This window comes from Streptomyces sp. NPDC022552 (assembly GCF_055561875.1).
Window position 1 is genome coordinate 505,176 of record NZ_JBVHGJ010000003.1, and the last position, 26,116, is coordinate 531,291.

The window sequence follows — 26,116 nt, forward strand, 5'->3', positions numbered from 1 at the left end:
AACCGACTGGACAAAAAGTCGACGCTACGACGACGATGTCCGCGAACTGCCGCGGGCAGTGCCGGGGGGCAAATCGCTCATAAGGTGTGAAAGTTCCTCCGTCGCGGGCCGCGTCGTCCCCGCACAGACCAACGGAGGAATCCCGCGATGAGCTTCGGCGAACCGAACAACCCCTACGGCCAGCCGCAGGGTCAGCAGCCGGGATACGGCTACCCCCAGCAGCAGGGTCAGCAGCCCGGCTACGGCTACCCGCAGGCTCCCCCGGTCCAGCAGCCGTACGGCGGCGGTTACCCGGGCGCGACGATGGAGATGCCCGGCGGCGTCAAGGCCGCGCGCGTCATGCTGTGGATCCTCGGCATCCTGCAGGCCCTCATGGCCGTCCTCGCGATCGTCGCGGGCGGGTGGATCGCCGACCAGATGACCAGCTCCGGCGAGTTCAGCGGCTCCGAGGGCGAGGACGTCGCGTCGGTCATGACCGGCGTCATGGTGGTCGTGGGCATCATCTCGCTCGGCTTCGGCGTGTGGGGGATCATCACGGCCGCCAAGATCCGTACCGGCGGCAACGGCCTGCGCATCTCCGGCATCGTGTACGGCTCGCTGGTGACGGCGGGCAGCCTGGTGAACCTGCTCGGCGCGAACGTCTTCGCCCTGATCAGCCTGGTCATGGGCATCCTGATCATCGTCTTCCTGGCCAAGTCCGACGGCAAGGCCTGGTTCAAGCGCAACACGCCGCAGTACTGATCAACCCACGCCGAGGGGCCCGGTTCCGTGCGGAACCGGGCCCCTCGCGTGTCCGCACATCTCACACGCGGCGCAGCACCACGAACTGTCCCGACCGCGCCGACACCTCGTACCGCGCCTCCGGGTGCAGCTGGGACGCCAGCTGCACCGGGTCCGTCACCGGCTGGGACCAGCCCGAGGCGAGGTCGAGGGCCAGGTAGTCCGGGCTGACGCCCTTCGCCCCGCCCACCCAGTAGACCTTGCGGTCCGCGGTGAGGTGGGCCATGAGCGTCACGTTCGTCTCCACGCTCGCCCCTGCCGGCACCGCGTCGACCGCCTGCCGGGCCTCCAGCGTCCGGGCGTCGGTGCGGTACGTCTCCGAGCGCAGCAGCTCCCGCAGCGGCAGGTCCAGGGCGACCACGATCGCGACCGCCGTGACGACCGGGACAACGACCTTGCCGTACGCCACGAGCCACGCGCGCGGGGAGGTCCGGACGGCGCGGACGGCGTCGACGAGGGCGAGGAAGACGATCGGCATCAGGATGGCGCTGTAGTGCCAGGGCATCCCCCAGTGGTTCGGGTCCTGGGAGAGGAAGCGCCAGCCGAGCGTCGGCAGCACCAGGAGCATCAGCGGGGAGCGCAGGGCCAGGAAGCCGGTGATGCCGGCGAGGAAGAAGATCATCTCCCACTTCACGCCGGAGCCGAGCGAGCCGAGCAGCACCTGGACGAAGGAGACGTCGGCGCCCTCGCTCGACTTCTCGATCTTGGCCCAGTAGTCGTACTGGCCGACCCGGCTCGCCGCCGGGATGAGGACCAGGACCGTCAGGGCGAAGAAGGCGGCGCCGAAGGCGGCCAGCGAGGCGCCGAGGCGCTTCTGCCCCTTCAGGAAGAGGACCGCGCCGACCATCGCGACGGTGAGCCCCATGTCCTCCTTGACCAGGACCAGGGGCGCGGACCAGGCGGCGGCCGCCGTCCAGCGCCCGAGGAGCAGGGCGCGGCAGGTCAGGGCGAGCAGCGGGACGGCGAAGGCGATCTCGTGGAAGTCGGACTTGACCGCTTCCTGGAGGCCCCAGGACAGGCCGTAGGCGACGGTGAGCCCGATGCCGGCGGCGCGGCTGCCGAGCACCTGGTGGGCGGTGCGGCCGACGACGACGGCGGAGGCGGCGAAGAGCGCGGCCTGGGCGAAGAGGAGGGCGAGTGGGGAGGACCAGATCCAGTACAGGGGCGCGAGCAGCGCCGTCACGGGACTGAAGTGGTCCCCGAGTATGAGGAAGCCGGGGCCCTTGATGTCGACGATCGGCGCCCGGAACTCGGCGTAGGCCCGGACGGACTGGTTGAAGATCCCGAGGTCCCAGGAAGGCGTACGGAAGTGCGTGTACTGGACCCAGGAGTAGAGGAAGTAGAGCGCGCACAGCACGCCCGCCACCAGGGCGTACGGGCGTATGGGCGCCTCGGCGAGCCCGCGCTCCGGCGGCTCGGCCCGGCCGGTCTCCGGGGCGGAGGTCTCCACCGCCCCGCTCTGTACATCCAACACCGCGCCCCCACCTACCAGCCGCCGACAAAAGAGCAACCCATTAGACCAGAGCGCTCCGGCCCGCCCCACGGCCCGACGGCGTTCCGCTTCCGGTCACCGGCCTCGGCCGGACCACCGGCCGCACCGGGTCGGCGCACAGGGACGGACGGCCCGCCGGTACGTGGAGTACCGGCGGGCCGTCCGTCGTACCGCTCGGATCAGTGGAAGAAGTGGCGCGTGCCCGTGAAGTACATCGTCACGCCCGCCTTCTTCGCCGCCTCGACGACCTGCTCGTCCCGCACCGAGCCGCCCGGCTGCACGACCGCCTTCACGCCCGCCACCGTGAGGATCTCCAGGCCGTCCGGGAAGGGGAAGAACGCGTCCGAAGCCGCGTACGAGCCTCGCGCCCGCTCCTCGCCCGCCCGCTCGACCGCGAGCTTCGCGGAGTCGACGCGGTTGACCTGGCCCATGCCGACGCCGACCGAGGCGCCGTCCTTCGCCAGCAGGATCGCGTTGGACTTCACCGCGCGGCACGCCTTCCAGGCGAACGCGAGCTCGGTCAGCTCCTCCGCGGACAGCGCGTCACCCGCGGCCAGCGTCCAGTTCGCCGGGTCGTCGCCCTCGGCCTGGAAGAGGTCGAGGTGCTGGACGACCGCGCCACCCGAGATGGGCTTGATGTCGTCGATCATCGCGGCCGGGTAGCCGTCGACCTTCAGGACGCGGATGTTCTTCTTGCGGGCCAGGATCTCGACCGCGCCGTCCTCGAAGTCCGGAGCGGCGATGACCTCGGTGAAGATCTCCGCGACCTGCTCGGCCATGGCGACCGACACCGGACGGTTCACGGCGATGACGCCGCCGAAGGCCGACAGCGGGTCGCACGCGTGCGCCTTGCGGTGCGCCTCCGCGACGTCCTCGCCGAGCGCGATGCCGCACGGGTTGGCGTGCTTGATGATCGCGACACAGGGCTCGTCGTGGTCGAAGGCGGCGCGCCGGGCCGCCTCGGTGTCCACGTAGTTGTTGAAGGACATCTCCTTGCCGTGCAGCTGCTCGGCGTTGGCCAGCCCGCCGCGCAGACCGTCGGTGTAGAGCGCGGCGCTCTGGTGCGGGTTCTCGCCGTAGCGCAGGGACGACTTGCGCTCCCACGTCTTGCCGAGGAACTCCGGCAGCTCCGCGTCCTCGTCGGCCGCGTAGCTGTCGGTGAACCAGGAGGCGACCGCCACGTCGTACGCGGCGGTGTGCTGGAAGGCCTCGGCCGCCAGGCGCTTGCGCGTGGTCAGGTCGAAGCCGCCGTCGTTGGCCGCCGCGAGGACGTCGGCGTACCGGGCCGGGCTGGTGACGACCGCCACGGACGGGTGGTTCTTGGCGGCGGCGCGGACCATCGACGGGCCGCCGATGTCGATCTGCTCGACGCACTCGTCCGGGGTGGCGCCGGAGGCGACGGTCTCCTTGAACGGGTACAGGTTGACGATCACCAGGTCGAAGGGCTCGACGCCCAGCTCGGCGAGCTGGTTGCGGTGGTCCTCCAGGCGCAGGTCGGCGAGGATGCCGGCGTGCACGCGCGGGTGGAGGGTCTTGACCCGGCCGTCCAGGCACTCGGGGAAGCCGGTGAGCTCCTCGACCTTGGTGACCGGGACACCGGCGGCGGCGATCTTCGAGGCGGTGGAGCCGGTGGAGACGAGGGCGACACCCGCCTCGTGCAGGCCGCGGGCCAGCTCCTCAAGGCCGGTCTTGTCGTAGACGCTGACGAGTGCGCGGCGGATGGGGCGCTTCGTACCTTCGGCGGTCACGGGATTGTTACCTTTCGTCCCTCAATGCGGTAGCCGTGCCGGGCCAGACGCCCCACGACCTCGACGAGCAGCGAACGCTCGACTTCCTTGATGCGCTCATGGAGAGCGGCTTCATCGTCCTCGTCCCGGACCTCGACCACGCCCTGGGCGATGATCGGGCCGGTGTCGACGCCGTCGTCGACGAAGTGGACGGTGCATCCGGTGACCTTCGCGCCGTACGCGAGTGCGTCCCGCACTCCATGGGCACCGGGAAAACTGGGCAGCAGCGCCGGGTGGGTGTTGACGACCCGGCCGCCGAAGCGGGCGAGGAACTCCTTGCCGACGATCTTCATGAATCCGGCCGAGACGACGAGGTCGGGCTCGTACGCCGCGGTGGCCTCGGCCAGGGCGCGGTCCCACTCCTCGCGGGTCGCGTGGTCCTTCACCTTGCACACGAAGGTGGGGAGTCCGGCGCGCTCGGCCCGCTCCAGGCCGGCGATGTGGTCGCGGTCGGCGCCGACGGCGACGATCTCGGCGCCGTACCCCTCGGGGTCGGCGGCGATGGCGTCGAGCAGCGCCTGAAGGTTGGTGCCGGAGCCGGAGACCAGGACGACGAGGCGGGCGGCGGCCACTGGGTCACTCTTTCCGTGGTGTTTGTACGGTCGCACGAACGAATCGTGCCCCTGGATACGGGGAACCCTACGAAGGGCCCGACCGTCAGCAACGATACCGGCACACGGGAAGGCCCCCACGGGACGGGGGCGTGGCCGGGGGGTAGCGTCGGGGTTCGACGACAGTTCGGCCCGTGGTCGACCCTTGGTGGAACGAGCAGTTGAGCACGTGGCCGAGCCCCGGTGGTTGGGCCAGTGGCCGAGCCAGTAGTGGAAACGGCAGTTGAGACAGCAGTTGAGACGACAGAGGGAAGACGTTCAGCAGATGCCGGAACGCCAGTCCACGGACGACAACAACCCGTTCGCGCCGCCGCCCGAGGGGCAGCCGGACCAGCCGTGGCAGCCGCGGCGGCCGGAGGGCTCGGACGACGACGCGTCGTCCGGGTCGTCCGGATCCTCCGACGGCTCCGACCGCTCCGGGGCCCCGGGCCGCTGGAGCAGCCGCCAGCCCGGCCGCTCCTCCGACGGCTTCGGCCGCCGCCCGGAGCGCCCCGGCGGCGGTGACGGCCAGGGCCAGGGGCCGGGCCCCAGGTGGGACCCCACGGACCCGGCGCAGCGGCGGGCGCGGTACGCGCTGCTCGCCGGCATGTGGGCGTTCTTCTTCGCCATCTTCGAGATCCAGGAGCTGGCGCTGCTGCTCGGCGCGCTCGGCATGTACTGGTCGATCAGCGCGCTGCGGTCCAAGCCGAAGGCGCAGGCCCAGGCGCAGACGCAGGCTCCGGGTCAGGCGCCCGTCCAGGCCCCTGCCCCGCCGCAGCCGCTGTCCGCGAGCGGCCCGCAGCCGCCCGTCCAGCCCGGAGGAACGCGCGTCGCGGCCCGCGCCCAGCGCACGGCCGCCGTCAGCGGTCTGGTCGCCGCGGTCCTGTCGCTACTGATCGTCGCGGGCGGCTTCACCCTGCAGATGGTCTACCGCGACTTCTACACCTGCCGCGACGACGCTCTGACCAGGTCGGGCCAGCTGGCCTGCAACGACCTGCTGCCGGAACCGCTGCGGGAGCCGTTCGGCGTACCGAAGTAGGCCCGGCGGGCCCGCCCTACGCGTCGCCGTCAGGCGCCGCCGGAGACTGGGCCGCCGGGGACTGGGCCGCCGGAGACTGGGCCGCCGGAGAGTGGGCCGGCGGAGACTGGGCTGCCGGAGAGTGAGCCGGCGGCGGCAGGGGCAGAGGTGGCAGGGCCGGCTCCCAGGCCGCCGGCAGGTAGTCGTACGGCTCGAACCCGCCGTCGTCGTCCTGCTCCGCCTCCTCAGGGAGCAGGACGGGCACGGGTACGGGAGCGGGCGCCGGTACGGAATCCGGAACGGGGCCCGGCGCCATGGCGGCCCCGGCCTGCGGCTCCGTCGTCGCCTTCGGCCTGGGCGCCGGTTCCATGCCGCGCCGCGACCAGGCCCGTACCCCCAGCGCCACCGGCGCCCCCACCGCCGCGCACCACAGCACCGCCGCCGCGCCGGCCTGCCACCACACCGGGCCGAACTCCGCCAGCCGGCCCGTGCCGAGCGGGCCTCCCGCGGCCGCCGCGAGCAGCGCCGTCGCCGCCCCGCACACCCAGGCGCCGATCAGGGCCGTCAGCGCCGTCTCCCGGGCCGTCCAGGTCCGCGCCGACCGGCCCACGCCCGCCCCGAGGATCACGGCAGCCACCAGGGGGACCGCCGCGGCGGCCCAGTGCGGCCAGCTGCCCCGGCCCTCGGCGGGGAGGGCGGCCAGGAGCGGGAAGGGCGGGACGGCCGCGGCGCCGGTGAGGCCGAGCGGGGTCGCCGAGGCGCCCGTACCGAGTGCGAATCCGGGCCCGAGGCCGTACGACGCACCCCACACCGCCGCGTTCGGCACCAGCGCGGCGGCCAGGAGCAGGACCGACACGCGCCCCGACCAATCGCCCGAAGGACCCGCGAGCCGGGTGAAGGACTCGTGGGCCGCGCCCGCGTGCCAGACCAGCGAGGCCGCGAACACGGCCGCCCCGCCGCCCAGGAGGGCCACGACCGCCGGCCCCGCCGCACGGAGCGCCACGGCCGTCTGTTCCTGCTCGGGCAGGGGCCGCCCGGCCGCCGTCCAGACGCCCAGACCCGTCGCCGCCGCCACCGTTCCGGGCAGCCACAGGCCGGCGGCCAGCGGGTCGGCGGGCAGCGGGCCGCTCGCCGCGTAGACCACGACACCGGCCGCGACCAGCAGGTATCCGCCGGCCATGGCGGCCACCGCGGCGCTCGTGGCGCTCGTGGACGACCGGTGCGCGATCTCCTCGTCGGCGTACGGCCCGAGGGCGTACGGCTCCATGGCGTACGGCTCCATCGTGTCCCGGGCGGCCCGGTGCAGGAGCCAGCCCGGCAGGACCATGAGCAACAGCGGCGCCACGCCGACGGGCGCGGGCATCCCGGCGAGGGCCTCCGTGCGGATCAGGTCGACGCCGTGGGCGAGCAGCCACAGCCCGGCGGCCGCGTGCAGGGCCCCGCCGGGACCGCTGTCGGGGTACGGCGAGCTGATCCACAGCCCCGTCACGAGCACCGCGAGGGTCCCGAGGCCGAGCCCCGCCGCGACCGCGCCGCGCACGAAGGCGGTCGCCAGGGCGGCGGACCGGCCGCCCTGGACCACGGACTCGGCCGCCGGCGAGGGGGACCGTTCGGTCAGATGGGTCACGCGCCCATGCTGCCAACGACACGCGCTTTTCTCGCGTAACAGGCAAAACGCCGTTGTGTCGCTCAAGATACGTTTATGTACTTTTCCGCCCGGAACTCTTCGGGAGGTCGTCGTCCATGAACCGGAGCATGCCCTCCCCCAAGGAGCGGCGCAGACTGCGCGAGGCCAGAGGGTTGAGCGAGGACCAGGTCGCGGAGGCCATGGGTGTCACACGGGCCACGGTCCGGTCCTGGGAGACCGGCCGCACCACACCACGGGGGCGCAAGCAGGAGGCGTACGCGAAGCTGATCGGCGCGTACGACGAGCCGGGCGCCCCCTTCGATCCGACGCCGGAGCCGCAGCCCGCCGGGACGCGGCCGGAGCCGACGGCATACGTCCAGCCCCCGAAGCCCGCCGTGGGCGCCGGGGCAGCGACCGCCAACACCCGTCCGCGGTCCGCGACCAAGCGCGCGGCGAAGCCGCCCAAGGCCCCCGCGGCAGGCGCCCTCGGCATCGGCGGCGGCATCGCCGCCTTCGGTGGCATCGGCGGCGGCCAGAAGCCTCCGCGAGCCGTCCGCGCGGGCGCCCCGGGCGCCCAGCAGCCCCTGGAGAAGCTGAAACCGGTGGAGACTCCCCCACGGCCCCCGCACGCCCCGGCGGAACAGTTCCCGGCCGAGCAGCCCCCCGCCGAGCAGGTCCCGGCGGCGCAGTTCCCGGCCGAGCAGCCCCCCGAGGCTCCCGCGGAGCCCTCACTCACCCCGGAGCAGGCCTTCGACGCGCTCTACGCGCACGCGGCGCCCGGTCTCCTCCACCAGACGTACCTGCTCACCGGCCGCCGCCGGCTCTCCCGGGAGTCCGTCGAGCACGCCTTCCACCACGCCTGGCAGCACTGGCCCGAGGTCGCGGTCGACAGGGACCCGGTGGGCTGGGTGCGGGCGGCGGCGTACGAGTACGCGCTCTCCCCCTGGCACCGGCTGCGCCGCACCCACAAGCACCCGGACGCCCCGCCTGCCGAGGCAGGGCGGCGGGAGCTGCTCGCAGCGCTCCTCGAGCTGCCGCCGCCGTACCGCCGCACCGTCCTGCTCTACGACGGTCTCGGCCTCGACCTGCCCGAGACGGCGGCCGAGACCGAGGCGAGCACCCCCGCAGCCGCCAACCGCGTGCTGCACGCCCGTACCGTCATCGGACAGCGCGTGCCCGAGCTCGCCGACCCCGACGCCCTCCACCGGACGCTGGGCGCGCTGGCCACGGAGGCGCCGACGGCGACGCTCCCGGAGGCGCGGTCCGTACGGACCGGCAGCGAGCGGAGCAGCCGGATGTGGACGCGGGCGGTGATCGGCGTGACGGCGGCGCTCATCGCGGTGACCGCCATCACGGCCGCGACCGCGCCGACGCAGTACCTGCCGCTGATCCACCCCGGCGAGACCGTCAACGGCGTCCCGGTCCGCGGCGGCTCACCGCAGCTCACCCCGGAGGACGTGAAGCTGCACGACACGCTCCGCTCCCAGCCCCACAACGGGCCGGAGCGGCTGATCCCGGACCCGCACTAGAGCGCGGACACCGCAGTACGCGCGTGGGCCCCGCCCCCTGCCCGGTTTCCCGGGAGGGGGCGGGGCCCACCTGTGCGGTTCAGACGATTCCGCTTCAGCCCGCGAGGATGGCGCGCGCCAGCTTGGCCGTCTCGGTCGGCGTCTTGCCGACCTTGACGCCGGCGGCCTCGAGGGCCTCCTTCTTCGCCTGGGCGGTGCCGGAGGAGCCGGAGACGATGGCGCCGGCGTGGCCCATGGTCTTGCCCTCGGGCGCGGTGAAGCCCGCGACGTAGCCGACGACCGGCTTGGTGACGTTCTTCGCGATGAAGTCCGCCGCACGCTCCTCGGCGTCGCCGCCGATCTCGCCGATCATGACGATCAGGTCGGTGTCGGGGTCCGCCTCGAACGCCGCGAGGGCGTCGATGTGCGTGGTGCCGATGACCGGGTCGCCACCGATGCCGACGGCGGACGAGAAGCCGATGTCACGGAGCTCGTACATCATCTGGTACGTCAGCGTGCCGGACTTCGAGACCAGGCCGATGCGGCCCGGCTTCGTGATGTCGCCCGGGATGATGCCGGCGTTGGACTGGCCCGGGGTGATGAGACCGGGGCAGTTCGGGCCGATGATGCGGGTCTTGTTGCCCTTCGACTGCGCGTAAGCCCAGAAGGCGGCGGAGTCGTGGACGGCGATGCCCTCGGTGATGACGACCGCGAGCGGGATCTCGGCGTCGATCGCCTCGACCACGGCGGCCTTGGCGAAGGCCGGCGGGACGAAGAGGACGGAGACGTTGGCGCCCGTCTTCTCCATCGCCTCGGCGACGGAGCCGAAGACCGGGACCTCGGTGCCGTCGAAGTCGACGGACGTACCGGCCTTGCGCGGGTTCACGCCACCGACGATGTTGGTGCCGTCACCCAGCATGAGCTTGGTGTGCTTCATGCCCGTGGCACCGGTCATGCCCTGGACGATGACCTTGCTGTCCTTGGTGAGGAAGATAGCCATGGTGTGCTTGACCTCGTCCCTTACTTCGCAGCCGCGAGCTCGGCGGCCTTGTCGGCCGCGCCGTCCATGGTGTCCACACGCTGCACGAGCGGGTGGTTCGCGTCCGACAGGATCTTGCGACCCAGCTCCGCGTTGTTGCCGTCGAGGCGCACGACCAGCGGCTTGGTGACCTCTTCGCCCTTGGTGGCGAGGAGCTCCAGGGCCTGGACGATGCCGTTGGCGACCTCGTCACACGCGGTGATGCCACCGAAGACGTTGACGAACACGGACTTGACGTCCGGGTCGCCCAGGATGATCTCCAGGCCGTTCGCCATGACCTCGGCGGAGGCGCCGCCGCCGATGTCGAGGAAGTTGGCCGGCTTCACGCCGCCGTGGTTCTCACCGGCGTACGCGACGACGTCCAGGGTCGACATGACCAGGCCGGCGCCGTTGCCGATGATGCCGACCTCGCCGTCCAGCTTGACGTAGTTGAGGCCCTTGGCCTTGGCCGCAGCCTCGAGCGGGTTGGCTGCGTCCTTGTCCTCGAGCGCCTCGTGCCCGGGCTGACGGAAGTCGGCGTTGGCGTCCAGGGACACCTTGCCGTCCAGCGCCAGGATGTCGCCGGAGGCGACCTTGGCCAGCGGGTTCACCTCGACGAGGAGCGCGTCCTCGGCGACGAAGGTGTCCCACAGGGTCACGAGGACCTCGGCGACCTTCTCGGCCACCTCGGCCGGGAACTGCGCCAGGGCCACGATCTCGCGGGCCTTCTCGATGTCGACGCCCTCGACGGCGTTGACCGGCACCTTCGCGAGCTTCTCGGGGGTCGTCGCGGCGACCTCCTCGATGTCCATGCCACCGGCCACGGAGGCCATGGCGAGGAAGGTGCGGTTGGTGCGGTCGAGGAGGTACGAGACGTAGTACTCCTCGAGGATCTCCGGAGCGGTCTCCGCGATCATCACCTTGTGGACCGTGTGGCCCTTGATGTCCATCCCGAGGATGTCCGTCGCGCGGGCGACGGCCTCGTCCGGGGTGGCGGCCAGCTTCACGCCGCCGGCCTTGCCGCGGCCACCGACCTTCACCTGCGCCTTGACGACCGACTTGCCGCCAAGACGCTCGGTGGCCTCGCGCGCCGCCTCAGGCGTGTCGATGACTTCACCGGCCAGCACCGGTACACCGTGCTTGGCGAAGAGGTCCCTCGCCTGGTACTCGAACAGGTCCACGCGCGTCCGTCCCTTTTCTGATGATCGCGGTTCGTTGTCTGCGTGGGCGTGCCGCGAAGGGCAACGTGACTGCGCTGTCACAAGGGAGGCGTACACGGTGTCCGTGGACGCGGCATGTCCGTCTCGCAGGTTATCCCCGCAGGCCGTGGGTCCCTAAATCGCAGATCACACCGGAGCGGTGATACGAGTCACAGATCGTAGGGGTCCCGGGGCGGTCCGTAGGGGGCCCCTATGGTGCCTCCGAGGCCCTGGCACAGGTGGGAACAGGGCTGTACGGCCCTCACGACGCGCCCGGGCGCGGGGTGAGGGGCCTGCGGACCCGGGTGTGATATGGGCCTCAGTGCGCCCCGACACGCCCGCTCGGGTGGTGGATCGGCTACGGATTCCGCAGCCCTTCCGCCGGGTCCGGCACGGGCAGCGGCCGCTTCTCGATCGCCGCCGCCATCACCTCGGGGAAGAGATCCGGGGTGCAGGCGAAGGCCGGGGCGCCGAGAGCGGCGAGGGCCGCCGCGTGCTCGCGGTCGTAGGCGGGGGCTCCCTCGTCGGAGAGGGCGAGGAGGGCGACGAACTGGACGCCGGACGCCTTCATGGCCGCGACCCGCTTCAGCATCTCGTCGCGTATGCCTCCTTCGTAGAGGTCGCTGATGAGGACGACGACGGTGTCGGCCGGACGGGTGATCTGGGACTGGCAGTAGGCGAGGGCACGGTTGATGTCGGTGCCGCCGCCGAGCTGGGTGCCGAAGAGCACGTCGACCGGGTCGTCGAGCTGGTCGGTCAGATCGACGACCGCCGTGTCGAAGACGACGAGCCGGGTCGCGATCGACCTCATGGAGGCGAGGACGGCGCCGAACACGGAGGCGTAGACGACGGAGGCCGCCATCGAGCCGGACTGGTCGATACAGAGGACGACGTCCTTCTTGACCGACCGCGCCGCCCGTCCGTAGCCGATGAGCCGCTCGGGGACGACCGTGCGGTACTCGGGCAGATAGTTCCTGAGGTTGGCGCGGATCGTGCGGTCCCAGTCGATGTCCCGGTACCGGGGGCGGCTGATACGGGCCGAGCGGTCGAGGGCGCCGGTGAGCGTGGCCCGGGTGCGGGTGGCGAGGCGCTTCTCGAGGTCGTCGACGACCTTGCGGACGACCGCCCGGGCCGTCTCCTTGGTCGTCTCGGGCATCACCTTGTTGAGGGAGAGCAGTGTGCCGACGAGGTGGACGTCGGCCTCGACGGCCTCCAGCATCTCGGGCTCCAGGAGCAGGGTGGAGAGCCCGAGCCGGTCGATGGCGTCGCGCTGCATCACCTGGACGACGGAGCTGGGGAAGTACGTCCTGATGTCACCGAGCCACCGGGCGACGGAGGGCGCGGAGGCGCCGAGACCGGCGGACCGGTCGCGCCCGGTGGCGCCTCCCCCCGGCTTCTTCGCCCCTCCTCCGTAGAGCGCGGTCAGGGCGCCGTCCATGGCGGCGTCCGTGCCGGTGAGGGAGCAGCCCGTGCCGTCGGCGTCGCCGCCGCCGAGGACCATGCGCCAGCGGCGCAGCCGCTCGTCGTGCCCCGTGCCGCCGATCGTGCCGGTCATCGGTCCACCCCCACCATGTCGATGTCTCCCAGGATCAGCGTGAGCACCGGCAGGACTCCGTCGGCCCGCTCCTCGTCGAGGCCGGGGCCGAATCCGGGCAGGCCGGCTTCCGTACGGTCGGCGGTGGCGGACGGGCCGCGGGCGACCAGCTCGCCCAGCGTGCGGCGCACGCCGGGCTCGTACGCCGAGAACGTGCGGCGCAGCAGCGGCAGGACATCGGTGAAGGCGTCGGCCGTGACGCCCGTCAGCCAGGTGTCGACCAGCGCGAGCAGGCGTTCGTCGTGGACGAGGAGCATGCCTCCGCCGGAGGCGCCGCCGACGAAGCCCTCGATCCAGGCGGCGGCGTCGGCGGGCGGGGTCCCGGGCGACAGGGCGAGGCTCATCAGCCGCGCGGCCTCGTCCTCCTCCAGGCCGCCCTCGTCGAGGAGCAGTCGGGCGGCCCGGCCCCGGATGGTGCCCGGCACGCTGTCGCGGGCGGCGAGCCCGCGCAGGACGCCGGCCCATCTCCCGGTCAGCCCCGCGTCGTCGGTGAGCAGCTGGAGCGCGCCGTGGACGCCGTCGAGATGGCCGCGCATCTCGGCGGCGGCGTCGGTGTCGAGCCCGGTGCAGGCGGGCGGCAGGCCGACGCAGATCCGCTCGGCGAGCCCGGCCGCGACCTCACCGAGCGCGGCGGTGTCGGTGGCTCGCACGTCTCCGTAGCGCAGGGAGCGGGCGAGCGCGGGGAGGGCCTGGGCGAGGTGGGCGACGTCGGTGTCGAGCGCGGCGCGGTCGGCGAGGGCCGTCATGACGACGGGCAGGGCGGCGCCGAGTCCGCCGAGGAGGCACTGCTCGGCGAGCGAGGTGACGTCGGCGAGGGCGGTGGCCTCCAGGGCGCGGGCCTCGGCCTTGGCGGTCGCGGCGGATTCCACGGTGGTGCCCCAGACGCCGGCCTCGGCGACCCGGACGTGCAGCTCGGGCTCCCAGCGCAGCCGCCAGCTCTCCCGGAAGGTACCGGTGCTGCCGCGCCCGGCGACGGGGGTGCCCCAGCCGATGGCGAGCAGGCCGAGCCGGTGCAGCATGCGGCTGCGCGCCGCGTCGTTCTCCTTGCGCAGATCGAGCTCCAGCTCCCGCTCCTGCGCCTCGGGTTTGAGGCGCAGGCTCCGCTGGAGCCGGGCGAGGTCGCGCTGGAGCGGTACGGCGGGGGCGGCGGCGGGGACCTCGCCGAGGACGTCGCCGACGACGAGGCGGTCCCGCACGAGGTCGAGGCGCAGGTCGGAGCCGTCGCACATCACGGCCCGTACGGCGTCGGTGGTCTCGCCGAGCCCGGCCAGCGGCCTGCCGCGCATCGCCGCGAGGGTCTCCGCGAGCCGCACGGCCTCGATGACATGGGCGGAGGAGACCATCGTGTCCTCCGCCCTGAGGAGGCCCGCGACCTTGGTCATCCAGCGCTCGATCGGGCGGTCGGGGGCGGCGAAGAGGTGTCCGTACCAGCCGGGGGCGTCGATGCCGGCGCCGTATCCGGAGCGGCGGGCGAGGCGGCGGTGGGTCCAGGGCACCCACGTCATCTCGGTCTTCACCTTGGGCAGGCCCTTGAGCAGGGCGCGGTCGGCGGTAACGGTCGTCTTCCGGGTCAGCGCGGGCACGTGCCAGGCGCCGCAGACGACGGCCACGTCGTCGCCGAACTCCTTGCGGGCGGCGCGGAGCTGGATCCGCATGTACGCCTCGCGGACCAGGTCACGGGCGTGGCCGCCGTGACCGTACGTCTCGCGCAGGGCGCCCATGGCGTCGGCGAGCGCCTCGAAGGGGGTGACGGGGTCGGCGGCGCCGCGCAGCTCGACCACGTCCTCCCACCAGCGCTCGGGGTCGTCGTAGCCGGCGGCGCGCGCGAGCTCGGCGATCGGGTCGATCCGCACCCCCTGATCGGCCTCGTCCTCCTCGCCGTCGCCCCAGGTGGGGTCGGTGGCGGCGAGGGTGTGGGCGGCGGGGAGGTCGATGAAGCGGACGGCGGCTCCGTGGTCGAGCGCCCAGCGGATCGCCACCCACTCGGGCGAGAACTCGGCGAAGGGCCAGAACGCGGCCCGGCCGGGGTCGTCCACTGCGTGGGCGAGCAGGGCGACCGGCGGCCGCATCCCGTCGTCGGAGGCGAGCGGGAGGAGGGCGTCGGCCTCCGGGGGTCCCTCGATCAGCACGACCGCCGGCTGCCGCGCCTCCAGCGCCCCCCGCACGGCCCGGGCGGACCCGGGCCCGTGATGCCGCACCCCGAGGAACAAGGGCCCGGACGCCCGGACGGCGGGCGCCGCCCCGCCTGCGGGCGCCGCTACGGAGGGCGCCGCTCCGGCAGCCGCCACCGCCGTCGCGGGCGTCGGCGGTGGCGTGGGCGTCGGCGGTGGCGTGGGCGTCGGCGTGGGTGCCCCGACCTCCCGAGGCGCCACCCCCGCGCCCGCACCCTGAGGCTCCGTCACCCTCACGGGTGAGCCCGCCGCCTGAGGCGCTGTCATGCGCTCACCTCACGGCAGGCGCGGTAGAAGTCCTTCCAGCCGTCTCTCTCCCGGACGACCGTCTCCAGGTACTCCTGCCAGATGACGCGGTCGGCGGCCGGGTCGCGGACGACCGCGCCGAGGATGCCGGCGGCGACGTCGGCGGGGCGCAGCACGCCGTCGCCGAAGTGGGCGGAGAGCGCGAGGCCGCCGGTGACGACGGAGATGGCCTCGGCCGTGGACAGCGTCCCCGAAGGGGACTTGAGCTTCGTGCGGCCGTCGGTGGTGACCCCGTCGCGCAGCTCACGGAAGACGGTGACGACCCGCCGGATCTCCTCGACGCCCTCGGGCACGGCCGGCAGGTCGAGCGAGCGGCCGAGCTGGTCGACGCGGCGCGCGACGATGTCGACCTCCGCCTCGGGGGTGGCGGGCAGCGGCAGCACCACGGTGTTGAAGCGGCGGCGCAGCGCGCTGGAGAGGTCGTTGACCCCGCGGTCCCGGTCGTTGGCGGTGGCGATGAGGTTGAAGCCCCGTACCGCCTGGACCTCCTGGCCCAGCTCCGGCACGGGCAGGGTCTTCTCGGACAGGATCGTGATGAGTGTGTCCTGCACGTCGGCGGGGATGCGGGTGAGCTCCTCGACGCGGGCGGTCAGCCCTTCGGACATGGCGCGCATGACGGGGCTGGGCACGAGCGCGTCCCGACTGGGGCCGTGGGCGAGCAGCTTGGCATAGTTCCAGCCGTACCGGATCGCCTCCTCGGGCGTCCCGGCGGTGCCCTGGACCAGCAGCGTCGAGTCGCCGCTGACGGCGGCGGCGAGGTGCTCGGAGACCCAGGTCTTCGCGGTGCCGGGCACGCCGAGCAGGAGCAGCGCCCGGTCGGTGGCGAGTGTGGTGACGGCGACCTCGACGATGCGGCGCGGTCCTACGTACTTCGGTGTGATCACCGTTCCGTCCGGGAGCGTCCCACCGAGGAGATAGGTGGCGACGGCCCACGGCGAGAGCTGCCAACGGACGGGCCGCGGACGGTCGTCGGCGGCGGCGAGCGCCTTGAGCTCGTCCGCGAAGGCGTGTTCGGCGTGCGGCCGCAGGGCCTCGGAACCGAGGTCAGCCGCGGCCGGGGCGACGCCCGCCCCGGTGTCGCTTCCGGCACCGGGCACGGCGCTCGCGATGGTTTCGGACACGGTCATGGATCCCCCTCCAGATCGTTCGACCCGATGTGGGATCCACCGTGCACCATGCGACTGACAGTCGGCCATCGCCGCAGGTCAGGGGCGGAATCCGGATGCGCTACGAGCGTCAGCCGGCGATCGGGGAGACCGCGACGCAGCCCCCGGCCATCGCCTCCTCGCCCTTCGCCTCCTTGATGACCTTGCCCTCGTGGATGACCTTGCAGGTGAGGTCGGCCGGGCTGAGCGAGATCGGCATGACGGCCGCCGGCATGATGCCCTTCAGCGTCACCGTCTTCTTCCACGGCGTGGTCGGCTTCGTCTCCTTCTCGAGCTTCGGCTCCATGGCCGTGCCGCTGCCGCCGTGGTAGTCGATCGACTCGATGCCCTTGCCAGTGACCTCGTAGGTGACCTCGTAGGTCTCGTTCACGGCCTTGTCGACCTGGTCGGCGGCCTTGTCGGCCGCGGAGCACGCGCCGAGACCGAAGGCGAGACCGGTGACGGCGAGCGACGCGACGGCGGTGCGGATGGTGCGCTTCATGAGGGATCCCCCTGGTACGAGTTCGGTGGCGGGCCCCGGAAGAAAATCGTAAAGGACAGGCAAAGTCAAATACCCGGCGACGCGTTTCCGGCTGCCGTAGCAGCAGGTCAAGTCCATTGTCAGTGGCGCCCCATACGGTCGAGGGCATGAAGACACAGGGGGTGCGCTGGACGGCGGATCAGGTGCTGGCACTGGCTCCTGACGACGCCTCGCGCAGGGCGGGAAGCAAGCTCGGCACGGCCGGGCCCTGGTCGGGCACGGGCAGCGGCGGCGACGGGGCCGTGTGGGGTCTGTGCAAGGGCAGCGGCAGCAAGCCGTACCGGACGGTCGTCGACACCACGGGTCCGGCCTGTTCGTGCAGTTGCCCCAGCCGGAAGTTCCCGTGCAAGCACGCGCTGGGGCTGCTGCTCCTCTGGGCGACGGACACGGCGGCCGTCGCGGACGCCGACGTGCCCGACTGGGCGTCCGGGTGGCTGGAGGGCAGACGCGAGCGCGCCGCCGCTCGCGCGAAGGGCGCAGAGGGTGCCGGTCCGGCCGTCAGCGCCGACCCCGAGGCCGCGCGGCGCAGGGCGGAGCGGCGGTCGGCCCGGATCACCTCGGGCGCCGAGGAGCTGGAGCAGCGGCTCGCCGATCTGCTGCGCGGCGGCCTGGCCTCGGCCGAGCAGTCCGGCTACGGCCTGTGGGAGGAGACCGCGGCCCGCATGGTCGACGCCCAGGCGCCGGGACTCGCGGGCCGGGTCAGGGAGTTGGGCGCCATACCGGGCTCGGGCCCGGGTTGGCCGGTGCGGCTCCTGGAGGAGTGCGCGCTGACCCATCTCCTCGACCGGGCCTGGCTCTCCGTGGACACGCTCCCCGGCCCGCTCGCGGCGACGGTACGGACCCGGGTGGGCCTGACCGCCCCCGCCGAGGGCCCCTCGGTGCGGGACCACTGGCTCGTCCTCGCCCAGTACGACACCGGCGACGGCAAGCTGACGACGCGCCGCATCTGGCTGCGGGGCCGCGACACCGGGCGCACGGCACTGCTGCTCTCCTTCGGAGCGGCGGGTCGCGCACCCCAACTGACGCTTCCGGTGGGGGTCGTGATCGACGCCGCGCTCGTCCCGCACACGGGCGCGGGTGCGCTCAGGGCCGAGCTGGGAGAGCAGTTCGCCGCCCCGGTCCCGCTCGACGCCCCGCCCCGCGGCGGCACCGTCGGCGACGCGCTCACGGCCTACGGCCACGCCCTGCGGGACGACCCCTGGCTGGACTCCTGGCCGGTGACGCTCTCCGACGTCGTGCCGATACCGACGGACCACGGCTGGCAGCTCGCCGACGCGGCCCCGGCCGCGGACGGCGGCGCGGCGCTGCCCCTCAGCGGGCCCGCTCTCGGTCGGCCCGGCCTGTGGCGGCTCGCCGCGCTCTCCGGGGGCGGCCCGGTGACCGTCTTCGGCGAGTGCGGACACCGCGGTTTCACCCCGCTCGCCGCCTGGTCGGCCGACGCCCCCGGCGAAACGGTCCCGCTCCACTGACCCGAACGACCGACTCCGTACGCGCGTCCCCGTTCGACCGTCCCTGTACGACCGACTCGTCGACCGACTCCGTACGACCGCCCGACGACAGCCTGGAGGACCTCCATGGACGCCTGGGAAGAACTCGTCACCTCGGCGCTGCTCGGCACGGATCGCCGGCCGCCCGCACTCCCCGCGACGGCGGCCGGCGGCACTCCCGTCGCCCTGCTCGACGCCGCCGCGCTGCACACCGTACGACGCAGGGCGGGCCTGCGGCCCGGGCCCGCCGCCCCGGCTCCCGAGCCCGCGCCGGAGGACCGCCGCCGCCCCCTGCCCGAGGCCGCGCGCCACCGGCTCGGCCAGTTGCTCGCGGGCCGCGCCGCCCCCGCCCCGTCCGGCGGCCGGCGCGGGGCGGCGCCCGACCTCGCCGAGCTGCTCCCCCAGTGGCTCGCCGCCGCCAACGAACACGGCTACAGAGCACCCGCCTCCACCCTGCCCGCCCTCCTCGACGCCGCCCGCGCCCGTACGGATCTACGGCCCCAGGCGCTGACCCTCGCAGGGCCGCGCGGGCTCTGGCTGGCCCGGCTCAACCCGGACTGGAAGTTCGCCCTGCGCGGGGCCGGAGGCAGCACCACGCTCCCCGACGCCCGGGACGGCGAGGCGGTCGAGGCCCTCTGGGCGGAGGGCCTGTTCGCCGAGCGGGTCGCGCTGCTCGCCTCCGTACGGGCCGATGATCCGGCCGCAGGCCTGGCCCTGCTGCGTTCCACCTGGACGGCTGAGCGGGCCGAGGACCGGCTGATGTTCCTTGATTCCCTGCGGGCCGGGCTCTCCGGCGCGGACGAGGAGTTCCTGGAGGAGGCCCTGTCCGACCGCAGCCGTAACGTGCGGTCCACCGCCGCCGAACTGCTCTCCGCCCTGCCCTCCTCGGCCCTCGCCGACCGGATGGCGGACCGCGCGTCGTCCTGCGTCTCCCTGGACCGTACGCAAGGGCGCGCGACGATCGTCGTCGAGGCACCGCACGAGTGCGACGCCGGGATGCAGCGGGACGGAGTCGTCGCCGTCCCGCCGACCGGACGGGGCGAGCGGTCCTGGTGGCTGGGCCGGATCGTCGAGTCGGCGCCGCTGTCCTGCTGGCCGGAACGGTTCGGGGGGCGTTCGCCCGAGGAGGTCGTCGCGCTGCCGGTCATGGACGACTGGGCGGCCGAGCTGCATGCCGCGTGGTGCCGGGCCGCCGTCCGCCAGCGGGACGCCGACTGGTCGCGGGCGCTGCTCGGCGCGCCGTCCGCCCCGCCGGCGACCGGCCCGGGCACGTCGTCCCTGGCGGAACGGGCGAAGCTGCTCTCGATACTCCCGCACGAGGAGCGGGCCCGCTGGGTCGCCTCGTTCATCGCGGCCCACGGCCTGTCGGAGGCCTTCCAGCTCCTCGGCGTGTGCACGGTGCCCTGGTCGGAGCCGCTGGGCGGGGCGGTGATCGACGCCTTGGACATCGCCCGGGACGCGGGCAGCTACCCCTGGAGCTTCAGCGGGGTGATGGGCCTCGCCGAACGCTGCCTCTCGCCCGACGCGGCCGGCCAGCTGGAGTCTCTGACCGCCCTCACGACGGACCCGGAGGACGCGTCCCCGGGAGCCGGCGGCTACTGGTCGGAGGCGTTCCAGCGCCTGGTGTCCACCCTTCGCCTGCGCGCCCAGATGCAGACGGAGCTGACGGAGCCGACGGCCGGACCGACTGAGCCGACCGAGCCGACCGAGCCGACCGCGTGGCGGACGGTCCCGACCACCCCACCGGGGTAGCCGAAAGGGAGCGCGACCGGCGTCCCGGCGGGCGGCGTGTTGGGCCGTTCGGGTGAAAGGGCGTCACAGTTTCCCGGCGCTGCGGCGGCCCGCGTCAGGGCCGCCCGTCCGCCACTCCCCGCCCCCTCACCCTGAGGGGGTTACGCGGCGACGCGGACGTTCGCGTTGACCCACTGCACGATGGACGCCGTCGTCGCGCCCGGCGTGAAGATCTCCGCCACGCCCTTCTCCTTCAGCGGCGCGATGTCGGCGTCCGGGATGATGCCGCCGCCGAAGACCTTGATGTCCTCCGCGTCGCGCTCCTTCAGAAGCTCCAGGACCTTCACGAACAGCGTGTTGTGGGCGCCCGAGAGGATCGACAGGCCGATCGCGTCGGCGTCCTCCTGGATCGCCGTGTCCACGATCTGCTCCGGCGTCTGGTGCAGACCCGTGTAGATGACCTCCATGCCGGCGTCGCGCAGTGCCCGCGCGATCACCTTGGCCCCGCGATCGTGGCCGTCGAGACCCGGCTTGGCCACCACCACGCGGATCGGACCGGTCACACCCATCACTGCCTCCACATGCGACCCCCGCGCCTGATTGCCGGGGAGGTGAACGAACGTTATCGCCAGCATCCCGCACGCCGCTGTTTCGCGGTGGGCACCGAGGGGGAAATCACACGGTGGGACATTGTTCGCCCGCGCCGGACCCCGGGCCCTCCTCCTGGGCCCACCAGCCGCAAGGGTCGCGCGCAAGGGAGCCGCAACGGAGTAGCCGTACGTCCGGGCCGTCAGCCGGCGGCCCGGACGTACGGCTCACCGGACCACCGTTCGGCGCCCGCGTGCCGCTCGGAGGTCGCCGATGGAGCTCACCAGGCTCACCAAGGTCACCACTGCACTGAAGGCCAACGCCCTCGAGCTGGCGATCCTCACCGGCCATCTGCTCCTCTACCCCTCCGGCATCGTCTCCGAGCGCCCCGAGGCCGCCCCCGACCCCGACGCCGCGCCGGGGACCAAGGCCCGGGCGGGGCGCCCCGTCGTCCTCCTCCACGGCTTCGTGGACAACCGCAGCGTCTTCGTCCTGCTGCGCCGTTCCCTGGCCCGGCACGGCCGTCACCCGGTCGAGTCCTTCAACTACTCTCCGCTCACCTGCGACCTGCGCGCCGCCGCCGAGCTCCTCGGCCGCCATGTCGAGGAGGTCTGCACCCGCACCGGCCACCACGAGGTGGACATCGTCGGGCACAGCCTGGGCGGGCTCATCGCGCGTTATTACGTACAGCGCCTGGGCGGTGACGCGCGGGTGCGCACGCTGGTCATGCTCGGCACCCCGCACTCCGGGACGACCGCCGCCCCGTGGGCGGGCGCCCACCCCCTGGTCCGCCAGATGCGCCCCGGCTCCGACGTCCTGCGGGAGCTCGCCGAGCCCGCGCAGGGGTGCCGGACGCGCTGCGTCAGCTTCTGGAGCGATCTGGACCAGGTGATGGTTCCGGTGGAGACGGCGCGCCTCGACCACCCGGATCTGCGGGTGCACAACGTTCAGGTCAGCGGGATCGGCCACCTCGCCCTGCCGGTGCATCCGACCGTCGCGGCGGGGATCTGCGAGGCGCTGGACATCGACGAACCCGACGCCACGCCGGAAGCCGAACCGGGAGCCGCGTCCGTCGCCTGAGCCGGCTCGGCGCGGCACCGCGAGCCGACGCGACGCAGCACCGCGCGCCGGGATGACGCCAGGACGCCTGACGTCCCATCAGAAGGTTGCTGTTCTTCGAACGTTCCTCGAACACAAGCCAAAGCTCTGTCCCCGGGCCGCCGAAACACGGCCGATTGCCCGTTTCCTGTGGAACCAAAACCCTCGGAAGATTGTCGGTCACGTATACCGCCGGGTACAGTCGCGCCACTGCTTTACCCCGGGACACCCCTCGACGGGCCCGCCCCGGACTGGTCCTGCCGCCGAGGCGAGAGAGAAGTTGGTGAACGACCAGCACCCCCACGCCGGGTACGTCGGAGACGACGCCCACAGCACCGGCAGCTTCGCCACGGACCCGCTCTTCGGCGCCCTCCCGGGCGGCTACGACGCCGGTCACAGCGGCCAGTACGACACCACGCAGTGGAGCGGCAGCCACCAGTGGGAGACCGGCGCGTACGAGACCACCGGTCAGTACGACACGACCGGGCAGTACGACGCCGGCGTCCAGTACGACACCACCGGACAGTGGGACGCCTCCGCCTGGAACGAGGCCCAGCAAACGGGCCAGTACGAGACCGCGCACTTCGCCTCGTACGACACCACCGGCCAGTGGACGACCCCCACCTTCGAGACGGGTACGTACGACGCCACGGCCTGGAACTACGCCGCGCCGCACCAGGACGTCCTGGTCGCCGAGCCCGTGGTTCCGCAGCAGTACACCCCTGAGTACGAGTTCGTCCCCGCGCCCGAACCGCAGGCCGAGCAGGCGGACACCTACGAGGCGCCGTACGAGGACACGAACGAGCAGCCGTACGAGGCTCCGTACGAAGCGCCCTACGAGGACACGTACGAGTACGACTACGAGGCCCCCGCGGGGTCCGAGGAACCGGCCGTCGAGCTCCTCGACGAGTCTCCGGCCGTCCCTGAACCCGCCGCCGCCCCCGTCGGCCGCCCCGTGCGCCGCTCCTCCGGTGGCAGCCGAGGCCGTCGCCGTACGCCCGCCAAACGCTCCGCGCTCCTGACCGTCGCCGTTCCCTCCGCCTGCGTCATGGGCGTCGCCGGGATCGCCGCCGCCTCGGTCGGCGGGCTCGCGGACCCGGGCGCCGACAAGAAGGACGACACGACGGCGCTCGCCGCCGCCGACCCCTCCTCGGTCAAGCCGGTCGCCGCCAACAACAAGCTGGACACCCAGCTGGCGGCGCTCAGCGCCGACGCCCGCGACTTCGGCGACCGCGCCAGCCGCACCCAGGAGCGCATCGACCTCAAGGCGCGCCAGGAGGCGGAGAAGAAGAAGCGCGAGGAGGAGGCCGCCCGCAAGGAGGCGATGCGTCCCAAGTTCGCGCTCCCGGTGAAGCTGCACCAGCTCAGCGCGAGCTACGGCCAGGCGGGCGTCAACTGGATGTCCGTGCACACCGGCATCGACTTCCCCGTGCAGTACGGCACGAAGGTGATGGCCGCGACCGACGGCACGGTCCGCACCCAGTGGAACAGCGCCTACGGCAACATGGCGATCGTGACCGCCCCGGACGGCACCGAGACCTGGTACTGCCACCTGAGCAGCACCAAGATCCGCTCAGGCAAGGTCAAGGCCGGTGACGTCATCGCGTACTCCGGCAACTCGGGCAACTCCACCGGTCCGCACCTCCACTTCGAGGTCCGTCCGGGCGGCGGGGCCGCGATCGACCCCGAGGCATGGCTGCGCAGTCACGGTCTCAACCCGACCGGCTGACGACTCCGTACCGACGTACGCGAGAGGGGCCCCGGCCGAAGCCGGGGCCCCTCTCCCGTGCGTACCGCTACAGCTTCTCGACCGGCGCGTACCGCAGCAGCAGCCTCTTGGGCTTCTCGTCACCAAAGTCGATCGTCGCCTGCGCGTCGGCTCCCGCACCCGTCACCTGCATGACCGTGCCGAGGCCGAACTGGTCGTGCGTGACCCGGTCGCCGACCTGGAGCGTGATCACCGGCTTGTCGCTGGTCCGGCGGGTGGCGAAGCCCGAGGGGCCCGAGCGCGCTCGGGAGGAGGAGAGCGAGGAGGTGATCCCCGAGGTCGGCCCGGCGGGCTTGACCATCGGACCGGTCCGCTTCCACTCCAGATACGTCGCCGGGATCTCCTCCAGGAAGCGCGAGGCCGGGTTGTACGAGGGCTGGCCCCAGGCGCTGCGCATCGAAGAACGGGTCAGATACAGCCGCTCGCGGGCGCGGGTGATGCCCACGTACGCGAGGCGCCGCTCCTCCTCCAGCTCCTTGGTCTGGCCGAGCGCGCGCATGTGCGGGAAGACGCCGTCCTCCATGCCGGTCAGGAACACCACCGGGAATTCGAGGCCCTTGGCGGTGTGCAGCGTCATCAGCGTGATGACGCCGGATCCCTCCTCGTCCTCGTCGGGGATCTGGTCGGAGTCGGCGACGAGCGCGACCTTCTCCAGGAACTCGGCCAGGGTGCCGGTCTCGTCCTCGCCCCGCTCCTGCTCGAACTCCAGGGCCACTGCGGCCAGTTCCTGGAGGTTCTCGATCCGGGTCTCGTCCTGCGGGTCGGTGGAGGCCTGCAGCTCGGCGAGGTACCCGGTCCGCTCCAGGACGGCCTCGAGGACGACGGCGGGGCCGGCGCCGGAGTCGACGACCGTGCGCAGCTCCTCCATGAGGGCGTTGAAGCGCTTCACCGCGTTCGCGGACCGCGCCGCCATGCCGTACGCCTCGTCGACCCGCTTCAGCGCCTGCGGGAAGGTGATCTTCTCCCGGAGGGAGAGGGCGTCGATCATCGCCTCGGCGCGCTCGCCGATGCCGCGCTTGGGCACGTTCAGAATGCGGCGCAGCGGGACGTTGTCCTCGGGGTTGGCGAGGACGCGCAGGTAGGCGAGGACGTCGCGGACCTCCTTGCGCTCGTAGAAGCGCACGCCGCCGACGACCTTGTAGGGCAGGCCGACGCGGATGAAGATCTCTTCGAAGACCCGGGACTGGGCGTTCGTCCGGTAGAACACGGCGACGTCGCCGGCCTTCGCGTCGCCCGCGTCCGTGAGCCGGTCGATCTCGTCGGCGACGAACTGGGCCTCGTCGTGCTCGGTGTCGGCGACATAGCCGGTGATCTGCGCGCCGGCGCCCGCGTTGGTCCACAGGTTCTTGGGGCGGCGGGACTCGTTGCGCTCGATGACGGCGTTGGCGGCGGAGAGGATCGTCTGCGTGGAGCGGTAGTTCTGCTCGAGCAGGATCGTCGTCGCGTTCGGGTAGTCCTCCTCGAACTGGAGGATGTTGCGGATGGTCGCGCCGCGGAAGGCGTAGATCGACTGGTCCGCGTCACCGACGACACACAGCTCGGCCGGGTCCAGGTCTTCGTAACCGGTGCCGACCAGCTCCCGTACGAGGGTGTACTGGGCGTGGTTGGTGTCCTGGTACTCGTCGACGAGGACGTGGCGGAAGCGGCGGCGGTAGTGCTCGGCGACGTCCGGGAACGCCTGGAGCAGGTGGACCGTCGTCATGATGATGTCGTCGAAGTCCAGGGCGTTGGCCTCGCGCAGCCGTGCCTGGTACATCCGGTACGCCTCGGCGAGCGTCTTCTCGAAGCCGTCGACGGCCTGGTCGGCGAAGGTCTCCTCGTCGATCAGCTCGTTCTTCAGGTTCGAGATCTTGGCGCTGAAGGACTTCGGCGGGAACTTCTTCGGGTCGAGGTCCAGGTCGCGGCAGACCAGCGCCATCAGGCGCTTGGAGTCGGCGGCGTCGTAGATCGAGAAGGAGGACGTGAAGCCGAGCTTCTTGCTCTCGCGGCGCAGGATGCGGACGCAGGCGCTGTGGAACGTCATGACCCACATGGCGTTGGCGCGCGGGCCGACGAGGTGCTCGACGCGCTCCTTCATCTCACCGGCGGCCTTGTTGGTGAAGGTGATCGCCAGTATCTGGCCGGGGTGCACGTGCCGGGTGCCCAGGAGGTGGGCGATGCGGTGGGTGAGCACCCGGGTCTTGCCGGAGCCGGCACCCGCGACGATGAGCAGCGGAGTGTCGGTGTGGACGACGGCGGCGCGCTGCTGTTCGTTCAGGCCGTCCAGGAGCGCGGCGGCGTCCACGACGGGGCGGGGGGCTCCGTCGCGGTAGTACGCGTCCCGGGCCGGCGGCGCGTCGAAGCGCCCCTCGAAGAGGTCGTGCGGGACCTCCTCCGCGGCCGGGGCGCCGTGGACGTGGTGCTCGTCGTCCTCGGGCGGGGGCGGAGGCTCCTCCGAGGAGTGGTTCTGGAGGCTCGCCAGGAAGCTGTCGTCAAAGAGGCTGCTCATCGCCTAACGAGTCTAGGCCGCCGCACCGACAGCCGGTCCCCACCTCCCGAAGTGACAGAAATGTCACGGAGGGTGGCCATCCGCTTCAGGTCACGAAAATGTATCGGGCATATCGAACATCGGCCTTCACAGCACCCTCACCGGTTGGCTAGCGTGCTCGCCCAGGCAGCCCGTCCGCTC

General features: G+C 72.7%; 19 protein-coding genes. 7 read left to right on the forward strand and 12 right to left on the reverse strand.

Translation table 11 applies throughout. From position 1 onward, the window contains the following. The first annotated feature begins 147 nt into the window (after positions 1-147). Positions 148-741, forward strand: coding sequence for a hypothetical protein (locus tag ACZ3OF_RS12120; protein ID WP_361667743.1), 594 nt, complete (start codon positions 148-150; stop codon positions 739-741). 61 nt (positions 742-802) lie between these two features. Here the strand turns inward: ACZ3OF_RS12120 and ACZ3OF_RS12125 are convergent, their stop codons facing one another. From ACZ3OF_RS12125 to purN, 3 genes are all read right to left on the reverse strand, one after another. Further along, positions 803-2,254 (reverse strand): DUF2079 domain-containing protein, encoded by a 1,452-nt coding sequence (locus ACZ3OF_RS12125; RefSeq protein ID WP_467304295.1) that lies wholly within the window; start codon positions 2,252-2,254, stop codon positions 803-805. A gap of 197 nt (positions 2,255-2,451) precedes the next feature. Beyond that, positions 2,452-4,020 carry a bifunctional phosphoribosylaminoimidazolecarboxamide formyltransferase/IMP cyclohydrolase gene (gene purH / locus ACZ3OF_RS12130; protein WP_361667741.1) on the reverse strand — a complete coding sequence of 523 codons (1,569 nt, stop codon included), beginning with the start codon at positions 4,018-4,020 and terminating at the stop codon, positions 2,452-2,454. Next, entirely contained in the window at positions 4,017-4,631 is a 615-nt protein-coding gene (gene purN / locus ACZ3OF_RS12135; protein ID WP_361667738.1) for a phosphoribosylglycinamide formyltransferase, read from the reverse strand. The genes purH and purN overlap by 4 nt, the downstream gene beginning before the upstream one ends. A gap of 304 nt (positions 4,632-4,935) precedes the next feature. On the opposite strand from purN, the gene ACZ3OF_RS12140 reads away from it, so the two are divergent. Further along, positions 4,936-5,688, forward strand: coding sequence for a hypothetical protein (locus ACZ3OF_RS12140; RefSeq protein ID WP_361667736.1), 753 nt, complete (start codon positions 4,936-4,938; stop codon positions 5,686-5,688). A gap of 16 nt (positions 5,689-5,704) precedes the next feature. Here the strand turns inward: ACZ3OF_RS12140 and ACZ3OF_RS12145 are convergent, their stop codons facing one another. Beyond that, positions 5,705-7,294 carry a cell division protein PerM gene (locus ACZ3OF_RS12145; protein WP_361667734.1) on the reverse strand — a complete coding sequence of 530 codons (1,590 nt, stop codon included), beginning with the start codon at positions 7,292-7,294 and terminating at the stop codon, positions 5,705-5,707. 116 nt (positions 7,295-7,410) lie between these two features. On the opposite strand from ACZ3OF_RS12145, the gene ACZ3OF_RS12150 reads away from it, so the two are divergent. Continuing rightward, the gene (locus ACZ3OF_RS12150) at positions 7,411-8,823 is read left to right on the forward strand and encodes a sigma factor-like helix-turn-helix DNA-binding protein (protein ID WP_361667732.1); all 1,413 of its coding nucleotides are present in this window, start codon (positions 7,411-7,413) and stop codon (positions 8,821-8,823) included. Between the two features lie 94 nt (positions 8,824-8,917). On the opposite strand, the gene sucD is transcribed toward ACZ3OF_RS12150, so the two are convergent. From sucD to ACZ3OF_RS12180, 6 genes are all read right to left on the reverse strand, one after another. Beyond that, on the reverse strand, positions 8,918-9,802 hold the full coding sequence (sucD, locus tag ACZ3OF_RS12155) for a succinate--CoA ligase subunit alpha (protein WP_260229316.1): 885 nt from the start codon (positions 9,800-9,802) through the stop codon (positions 8,918-8,920). A gap of 20 nt (positions 9,803-9,822) precedes the next feature. Then, positions 9,823-11,001: an ADP-forming succinate--CoA ligase subunit beta gene (gene sucC, locus ACZ3OF_RS12160; RefSeq protein WP_361667730.1), complete on the reverse strand. Its 1,179-nt coding sequence runs from the start codon at positions 10,999-11,001 to the stop codon at positions 9,823-9,825. 376 nt (positions 11,002-11,377) lie between these two features. After that, positions 11,378-12,574 (reverse strand): VWA domain-containing protein, encoded by a 1,197-nt coding sequence (locus ACZ3OF_RS12165; protein WP_361667728.1) that lies wholly within the window; start codon positions 12,572-12,574, stop codon positions 11,378-11,380. Further along, positions 12,571-15,051: a DUF5682 family protein gene (locus ACZ3OF_RS12170; protein WP_467304300.1), complete on the reverse strand. Its 2,481-nt coding sequence runs from the start codon at positions 15,049-15,051 to the stop codon at positions 12,571-12,573. Before ACZ3OF_RS12170 ends, ACZ3OF_RS12165 begins: the two co-directional genes overlap by 4 nt. Further along, a complete protein-coding gene (locus tag ACZ3OF_RS12175; protein ID WP_467304302.1) occupies positions 15,048-16,217 on the reverse strand; it encodes an ATP-binding protein in 1,170 nt (389 codons plus the stop codon). The genes ACZ3OF_RS12170 and ACZ3OF_RS12175 overlap by 4 nt, the downstream gene beginning before the upstream one ends. A gap of 109 nt (positions 16,218-16,326) precedes the next feature. After that, a complete protein-coding gene (locus ACZ3OF_RS12180; protein ID WP_361667721.1) occupies positions 16,327-16,737 on the reverse strand; it encodes a hypothetical protein in 411 nt (136 codons plus the stop codon). Between the two features lie 146 nt (positions 16,738-16,883). Here ACZ3OF_RS12180 and ACZ3OF_RS12185 point away from each other — a divergent pair, with 146 nt between their 5' ends. Both ACZ3OF_RS12185 and ACZ3OF_RS12190 read left to right on the forward strand, forming a co-directional pair. Further along, on the forward strand, positions 16,884-18,245 hold the full coding sequence (locus ACZ3OF_RS12185; RefSeq protein ID WP_467304303.1) for an SWIM zinc finger family protein: 1,362 nt from the start codon (positions 16,884-16,886) through the stop codon (positions 18,243-18,245). A 105-nt stretch (positions 18,246-18,350) separates the two neighbouring features. Then, a complete protein-coding gene (locus ACZ3OF_RS12190) occupies positions 18,351-20,015 on the forward strand; it encodes a DUF5691 domain-containing protein (protein WP_467304305.1) in 1,665 nt (554 codons plus the stop codon). A gap of 140 nt (positions 20,016-20,155) precedes the next feature. Here the strand turns inward: ACZ3OF_RS12190 and ACZ3OF_RS12195 are convergent, their stop codons facing one another. Continuing rightward, on the reverse strand, positions 20,156-20,563 hold the full coding sequence (locus tag ACZ3OF_RS12195) for a cobalamin B12-binding domain-containing protein (protein ID WP_361667713.1): 408 nt from the start codon (positions 20,561-20,563) through the stop codon (positions 20,156-20,158). Positions 20,564-20,855: 292 nt separating this feature from the next. On the opposite strand from ACZ3OF_RS12195, the gene ACZ3OF_RS12200 reads away from it, so the two are divergent. Then, positions 20,856-21,662 carry an esterase/lipase family protein gene (locus ACZ3OF_RS12200; RefSeq protein WP_467304307.1) on the forward strand — a complete coding sequence of 269 codons (807 nt, stop codon included), beginning with the start codon at positions 20,856-20,858 and terminating at the stop codon, positions 21,660-21,662. 301 nt (positions 21,663-21,963) lie between these two features. Beyond that, a complete protein-coding gene (locus tag ACZ3OF_RS12205) occupies positions 21,964-23,409 on the forward strand; it encodes a M23 family metallopeptidase (protein WP_467304309.1) in 1,446 nt (481 codons plus the stop codon). Positions 23,410-23,476: 67 nt separating this feature from the next. Here the strand turns inward: ACZ3OF_RS12205 and pcrA are convergent, their stop codons facing one another. Further along, a complete protein-coding gene (gene pcrA / locus ACZ3OF_RS12210) occupies positions 23,477-25,936 on the reverse strand; it encodes a DNA helicase PcrA (RefSeq protein WP_361667705.1) in 2,460 nt (819 codons plus the stop codon). Positions 25,937-26,116 lie beyond the last annotated feature (180 nt).

Excerpts from the sequence above, each read along its gene's own strand:
- ACZ3OF_RS12120 (WP_361667743.1), top strand. The coding sequence starts at position 148 with ATGAGCTTCGGCGAACCGAACAACCCCTACGGCCAGCCGCAGGGTCAG.
- ACZ3OF_RS12140 (WP_361667736.1), top strand. The coding sequence starts at position 4,936 with ATGCCGGAACGCCAGTCCACGGACGACAACAACCCGTTCGCGCCGCCG.
- ACZ3OF_RS12150 (WP_361667732.1), top strand. The coding sequence starts at position 7,411 with ATGAACCGGAGCATGCCCTCCCCCAAGGAGCGGCGCAGACTGCGCGAG.
- sucD (WP_260229316.1), bottom strand. The coding sequence starts at position 9,802 with ATGGCTATCTTCCTCACCAAGGACAGCAAGGTCATCGTCCAGGGCATG.
- ACZ3OF_RS12165 (WP_361667728.1), bottom strand. The coding sequence starts at position 12,574 with ATGACCGGCACGATCGGCGGCACGGGGCACGACGAGCGGCTGCGCCGC.
- ACZ3OF_RS12170 (WP_467304300.1), bottom strand. The coding sequence starts at position 15,051 with ATGACAGCGCCTCAGGCGGCGGGCTCACCCGTGAGGGTGACGGAGCCT.
- ACZ3OF_RS12175 (WP_467304302.1), bottom strand. The coding sequence starts at position 16,217 with ATGACCGTGTCCGAAACCATCGCGAGCGCCGTGCCCGGTGCCGGAAGC.
- ACZ3OF_RS12180 (WP_361667721.1), bottom strand. The coding sequence starts at position 16,737 with ATGAAGCGCACCATCCGCACCGCCGTCGCGTCGCTCGCCGTCACCGGT.
- ACZ3OF_RS12185 (WP_467304303.1), top strand. The coding sequence starts at position 16,884 with ATGAAGACACAGGGGGTGCGCTGGACGGCGGATCAGGTGCTGGCACTG.
- ACZ3OF_RS12190 (WP_467304305.1), top strand. The coding sequence starts at position 18,351 with ATGGACGCCTGGGAAGAACTCGTCACCTCGGCGCTGCTCGGCACGGAT.
- ACZ3OF_RS12195 (WP_361667713.1), bottom strand. The coding sequence starts at position 20,563 with ATGGGTGTGACCGGTCCGATCCGCGTGGTGGTGGCCAAGCCGGGTCTC.
- ACZ3OF_RS12200 (WP_467304307.1), top strand. The coding sequence starts at position 20,856 with ATGGAGCTCACCAGGCTCACCAAGGTCACCACTGCACTGAAGGCCAAC.
- pcrA (WP_361667705.1), bottom strand. The coding sequence starts at position 25,936 with ATGAGCAGCCTCTTTGACGACAGCTTCCTGGCGAGCCTCCAGAACCAC.